Genomic DNA, 4,996 nt, shown 5'->3' with positions numbered 1-4,996 from the left:
CAGATCCACCGGCAGGAACACCCCACCCGCAAGACCCACACCCAGCATCGCCACCACCGCATCCACCGAACGCGGCACCGCCAACGCCACCACCGAACCACGCGCCACACCCACACGCGTCAACTCGTTCGCCACACCCACCGCACGCGACCACAACTCCCCGTACGACAGACGCACCTCACCACACGCCACCGCCGGCGCCTCCGGCGCCCGCGCCGCACACTCCGCGAACCACACCGGCACCACACCCACCGGCACCACAGCACCCGTCTCGTTCCACCCGCTCACCAACCGATCACGCTCGGCGGCGTCGAGGATGTCGATGTCGCCGACGGAGCGGTCGGGGTCGGCGACGACGGCGCGCAGCAGGCGCTCGAGTCGGCCAACGACGGTGTCGACGGTGTCGCGGTCGAAGAGGTCGGCGGAGTAGTCGACGACGCCTTCGAGGCCGTTCGGGACGCCGTTCGCGGTGTGCCGTTCGCCGAGGCCGAGGGAGAGGTCGAACCGTGCCCAGGCGGACGCGCCGGCCTCGGCGGACACGGTCAGGCCGGGCAGTTCGAGCGCGGCGTCGCGGGAGTTCTGCACGGTCAGCGTCACCTGGAAGAGCGGGTGACGGGTCAGCGAGCGCTGCGGGTTGAGCGCCTCGACGATCCGCTCGAACGGCAGGTCCTGGTTGGCGTACGCGGCGAGGTCGGTGTCCCGGACGCGGGCGAGCAGTTCGCGGAACGACGGGGCGCCGGAGGTGTCGGTGCGCAGGACCAGGGTGTTCAGGAAGAAACCGACGAGGTCGTCGAGGGTGTCGTCGGTGCGGCCGGCGATCGGGGCGCCGATCGGGATGTCGTCGCCCGCGCCGAGCCGGCTGAGGACGGACGCGAGTCCGGCCTGGAGGACCATGAAGAGGCTGGTGCCCGTGGAGCCGGCGAGGGCCAGCAGCCGGCGGTGCAACTGGGCGTCGAAGGCGAAGCGCAGCTTCGCGCCGCGCTGGGCGCCGGTCAGCGGCCGGGGCCGGTCGGTGGGCAGGGCGAGCTCCTCCGGCAGACCGGCGAGCACGTCGGTCCAGTGGGCGAGCTGGCGGGCGATCTCGCTGTCCGGGTCGGCCTCGTCGCCGAGCAGCTCGCGCTGCCACAGCGTGTAGTCGGCGTACTGGACGGGGAGCGGCGTCCACTGCGGGGCGTCACCCTGGAGGCGGGCCGCGTAGGCCGTGGAGAGGTCCGTGGCGAGTGGGGCGAGGGACCAGGCGTCACCGGCGATGTGGTGCAGGACGAGGACGAGGACGTGCTCGTCCGGGCCGGTGGCGAGCAGGGTGGCCCGCAGCGGGACCTCCCGGGTCAGGTCGAAGCCGCGGCCGAGGAGTTCGGCGATCCGGTTCTGCGGGTCGGCGGTATCGGCGGGGCTCTCCTCGGAGGCGTCCAGGACGGTGAGGCCGACGGGCTGCGCCTCGCCGTGGAGGACGGCCTGACGGGGTTCGCCGTCGGTGGCGGGGAAAACCGTCCGCAGGCTCTCGTGGCGCTGTGCCACGTCGGCGAGGGCCGCGTCGAGGGCCGTCCGGTCGAGGTCTCCGGACAGGCGCAGGACCATGGGGATGTTGTAGAGCGGGCTCGTCGGGTCCATCTGGTTGATGAACCACAGGCGGCGCTGGGCGAACGACAGCGGGACGGCGTCGGGCCGCTCGGCCGGGGCGGGGGCCGGGCGGGCCGAGCCGGCGCCGTCGAGGCGCTCGGCGAGACCGGCGACGGTCGGGGCCTCGAAGAGGGCCCGGATGCCGAGCTGGACGCCCAGGACCGAGCGGATGCGGCTGAGCAGCCGGGTCGCGAGCAGCGAGTGGCCGCCGAGCGCGAAGAAGCCGTCGTGGATGCCGACCCGGCCGACGCCGAGGACCTCGGCGAACAGCCCGCACAGGATCGCTTCCTGCGGGGTGCGCGGTTCCCGGCCCCGTACCGCCGCGGTCTGCTGCGGCGCGGGCAGGGCCGTGCGGTCGGTCTTGCCGTTCGGGGTCAGCGGCACCGCGTCGAGGGTGACGACCGCCGAGGGGACCATGTACTCGGGCAGCACGGCGGCGACATGGCGGCGGACCGCCTCGGCGTCCGGGGCCGCGCCCTCGACGGGGACGAGGTAACCGACCAGACGACGGTTGCCGGGGGTGTCCTCGCGCACGGCGGCGACGGCGCGGGCGACGCCGGGGACCGCGGAGAGCGCGGACTCGACCTCGCCGAGCTCGATGCGGTGGCCGCGGACCTTCACCTGGTCGTCGGCGCGGCCGACGAACTCCAGGGCGCCGTCGGGGCGGTGGCGGACCACGTCGCCGGTACGGTACATCCGCGTGCCGGCGGGGCCGAACGGGTCGGCGACGAAGCGCTCGGCGGTGAGCGCGGTGCGGTTCAGATAGCCGCGAGCCACGCCGTCGCCGGCGAGGTACAGCTCGCCGGGGACGCCGGCCGGGACCGGGTTGAGCCGCCGGTCGAGCACGTACGCCTGGGTGTTGCGCAACGGACGGCCGATCGGGACGGCTCCGTCCGGCAGTTCCTCGCCGGGGGCGACGCGGAACTGGACGGCGCTGACGGTGGTCTCGGTGGGGCCGTAGACGTTGAAGACCGCGCCGTCCTGGTGCCGACGGCGCCAGGGGGCGACGGCGGCCGAGGTGAGGGCCTCGCCGGCGACGAGGAGTTCGGCCTCGGCGTCGGCCGGCTCGACGGAGTCGGTGAGCGGGCCGAGGTGGCTGGGCGTCACCTTCAGCAGGCTGAAGTCCTGCTCGACGGCTCCTTCGAGGAAGTCGGTGAGTCGGATGTGCCCGCCGACGGTGAGCGGGACGTGCAGCGAGGTCACCGTGGTGTCGAAGGAGACCGAGGAGTGCAGCAGCACCGCTCCCGCGACGCCCCGGTAGTCGGCGGCGGCGCCCGCGACGTAGTCGGCGAGGCCCTCGTGACGGACGACGACGCCCTTCGGGGTGCCGGTGGAGCCGGAGGTGTAGATGACGTACGCGGCGTGGTCGGCCAGCAGCGGTCCTGTGCGGTCCGCGTCGGCGGGGTCGTCCGCGCGCTGCCCGGCGAGTTCGGCGACGGTCGCCTGGGCGTCGAGGGCCAGGAGGGGCTTGGAGACGGCCTTGGGCAGGTGCGGCACGACGTCCTGGGCGGTGACGACCAGGGCGGGCGCGGCGTCGGCCAGCATGTAGGCGATGCGGTCGGCGGGGTACTCGGTGTCGACCGGCAGGTAGGCCGCGCCGGACTTCAGCACGGCGAGCACGGCGACGATCATCTCCGGCGACCGCGGCACCGCGATCGCCACGATCGACTCCGGACCCGCGCCCCGCCCGATCAGCAGATGCGCAAGCCGGTTCGCGCGCTCGTTCAGCTCCGCGTACGTCAGGGTGACGTCGCCGCCGGTCACGGCCGGTGCGTCCGGGGTGCGGGCGGCCTGGGCCTCGATCATCTGCGGCACGAGCAGGTCCGGCAGGGGGCGGGCGGTGTCGTTCCAGCCGTAGAGCAGCAGCTCGCGCTCGGCGGAGCTCAGGATGTCGAGGTCCTCGATCCGCCGGTCGGCGTCCGCGGCCACGGCCTTCAGGACGGTGACGAACCGGTCCGCCATCGCCTCGACCGTCGCGCGGTCGAACAGGTCCGTGGCGAACTCGGCGAGGGCGTCGAGGCCGTCGGGCGCGCCGTCGGCGGTGAGGCGCTCGTTGAGGCCGAAGGACAGGTCGAAGCGGGCCACGCCGCCGCTGCCCGGCTCGGCTCCGACGGTCAGACCCGGCAGCTCCAGGGTGGGGTGCGCGGTGTTCTGCAGGGCCAGCACGATCTGGAACAGGGGGTGGCGGCCGAGGGAGCGGGGCGGGTTCAGGGCCTCGACGAGGCGCTCGAACGGCACGTCCTGGTGGGCGTACGCGGCGAGGTCGGTCTCCCGGACCCGGGCCAGCAGGTCACGGAAGGACGGGTTCCCCGAGGTGTCCGTGCGCAGCACGAGCTCGTTGATGAAGAAGCCGACCAGCTCCTCCGCCGCGTCGTCGGTGCGGCCCGCGATGGGGGTGCCGATCGGGATGTCCGTACCCGCGCCGAGGCGGGTCAGCAGGCTCGCCAGCGCCGCCTGGAGGACCATGAACAGACTGGTGCCGGACTCCCGGGCGAGGCTCAGGAGCTGCCGGTGCAGCGCGGCGTCCAGGGCGAAGCGGATCCGCTCGCCCCGGTGCGAGGAGGCGTCGGGGCGCGGGCGGTCGGTGGGCAGGGTCAGCTCGTCGGGCAGGCCGGCCAGGGTCTGCGTCCAGTGGGCGAGCTGGCGGGCGATCTCGCTGTCCGGGTCGGCCTCGTCGCCCAGTACCTCGCGCTGCCAGAGCGCGTAGTCCGCGTACTGGACGGGCAACGGGGACCACTGCGGCGCGGCGCCCTCGCACCGGGCGGTGTAGGCATCGCCCAGGTCGCGGGCGAGCGGCCGCATGGACCAGGCGTCGCCGGCGATGTGGTGCAGCACCAGCACGAGGACGTGCTCGTCCGGACCGACGGTGAGCAGCGTGGCCCGCAGCGGGGTCTGCTCGGCCAGGTCGAAACCGTGCCGGACGGTCGCGGCGACCTGCGCGGCGACCTCGTCCTCCGTGACGTCGACGGTCCGCAGGATCCGGCCGGTCACGGTCTCGGCGTCGAGCACGACCTGCGTGGGCGTGCCGTCGGGTGCGGGGAAGACCGTACGCAGGGACTCGTGGCGGGACACCACGTCGGCGAGCGCGGCCTCCAGCGCGACGGCGTCCAGCGGGCCGTGCAGGCGCAGGCCGAGGGAGATGTTGTAGAGCGGGCTCTCGGTGTCGAGCTGGTTGATGAACCACAGCCGCCGCTGCGCGTACGAGAGCGGGATCTCGGCCGGCCGCCGCTGCGGGACGAGCGCGGTACGGGCGGCCGCCGCGCCGCCGCCGTCGAGGTGACGGGCGAGGGCGGCGACGGTCGGGGTCTCGAACAGCGCGCGGACGGGAAGCTCGACGCCGAGGACGGTGCGGATCCGGGAGACGAGCCGGGTCGCG

1 protein-coding gene is annotated in these 4,996 nt (G+C 74.2%); it reads right to left on the bottom strand.

Annotation, left to right across the window (positions count from 1 at the left end):
* Window positions 1–4,996, bottom strand: a 4,996-nt coding sequence (locus ACZ6K0_RS43045; RefSeq protein ID WP_469236312.1) for an amino acid adenylation domain-containing protein, incomplete at both ends; no start/stop codon positions are given.

It is taken from the genome of Streptomyces sp. NPDC042346 (assembly GCF_055581845.1).
This window is presented reverse-complemented; position numbering and strand designations above follow the sequence as displayed.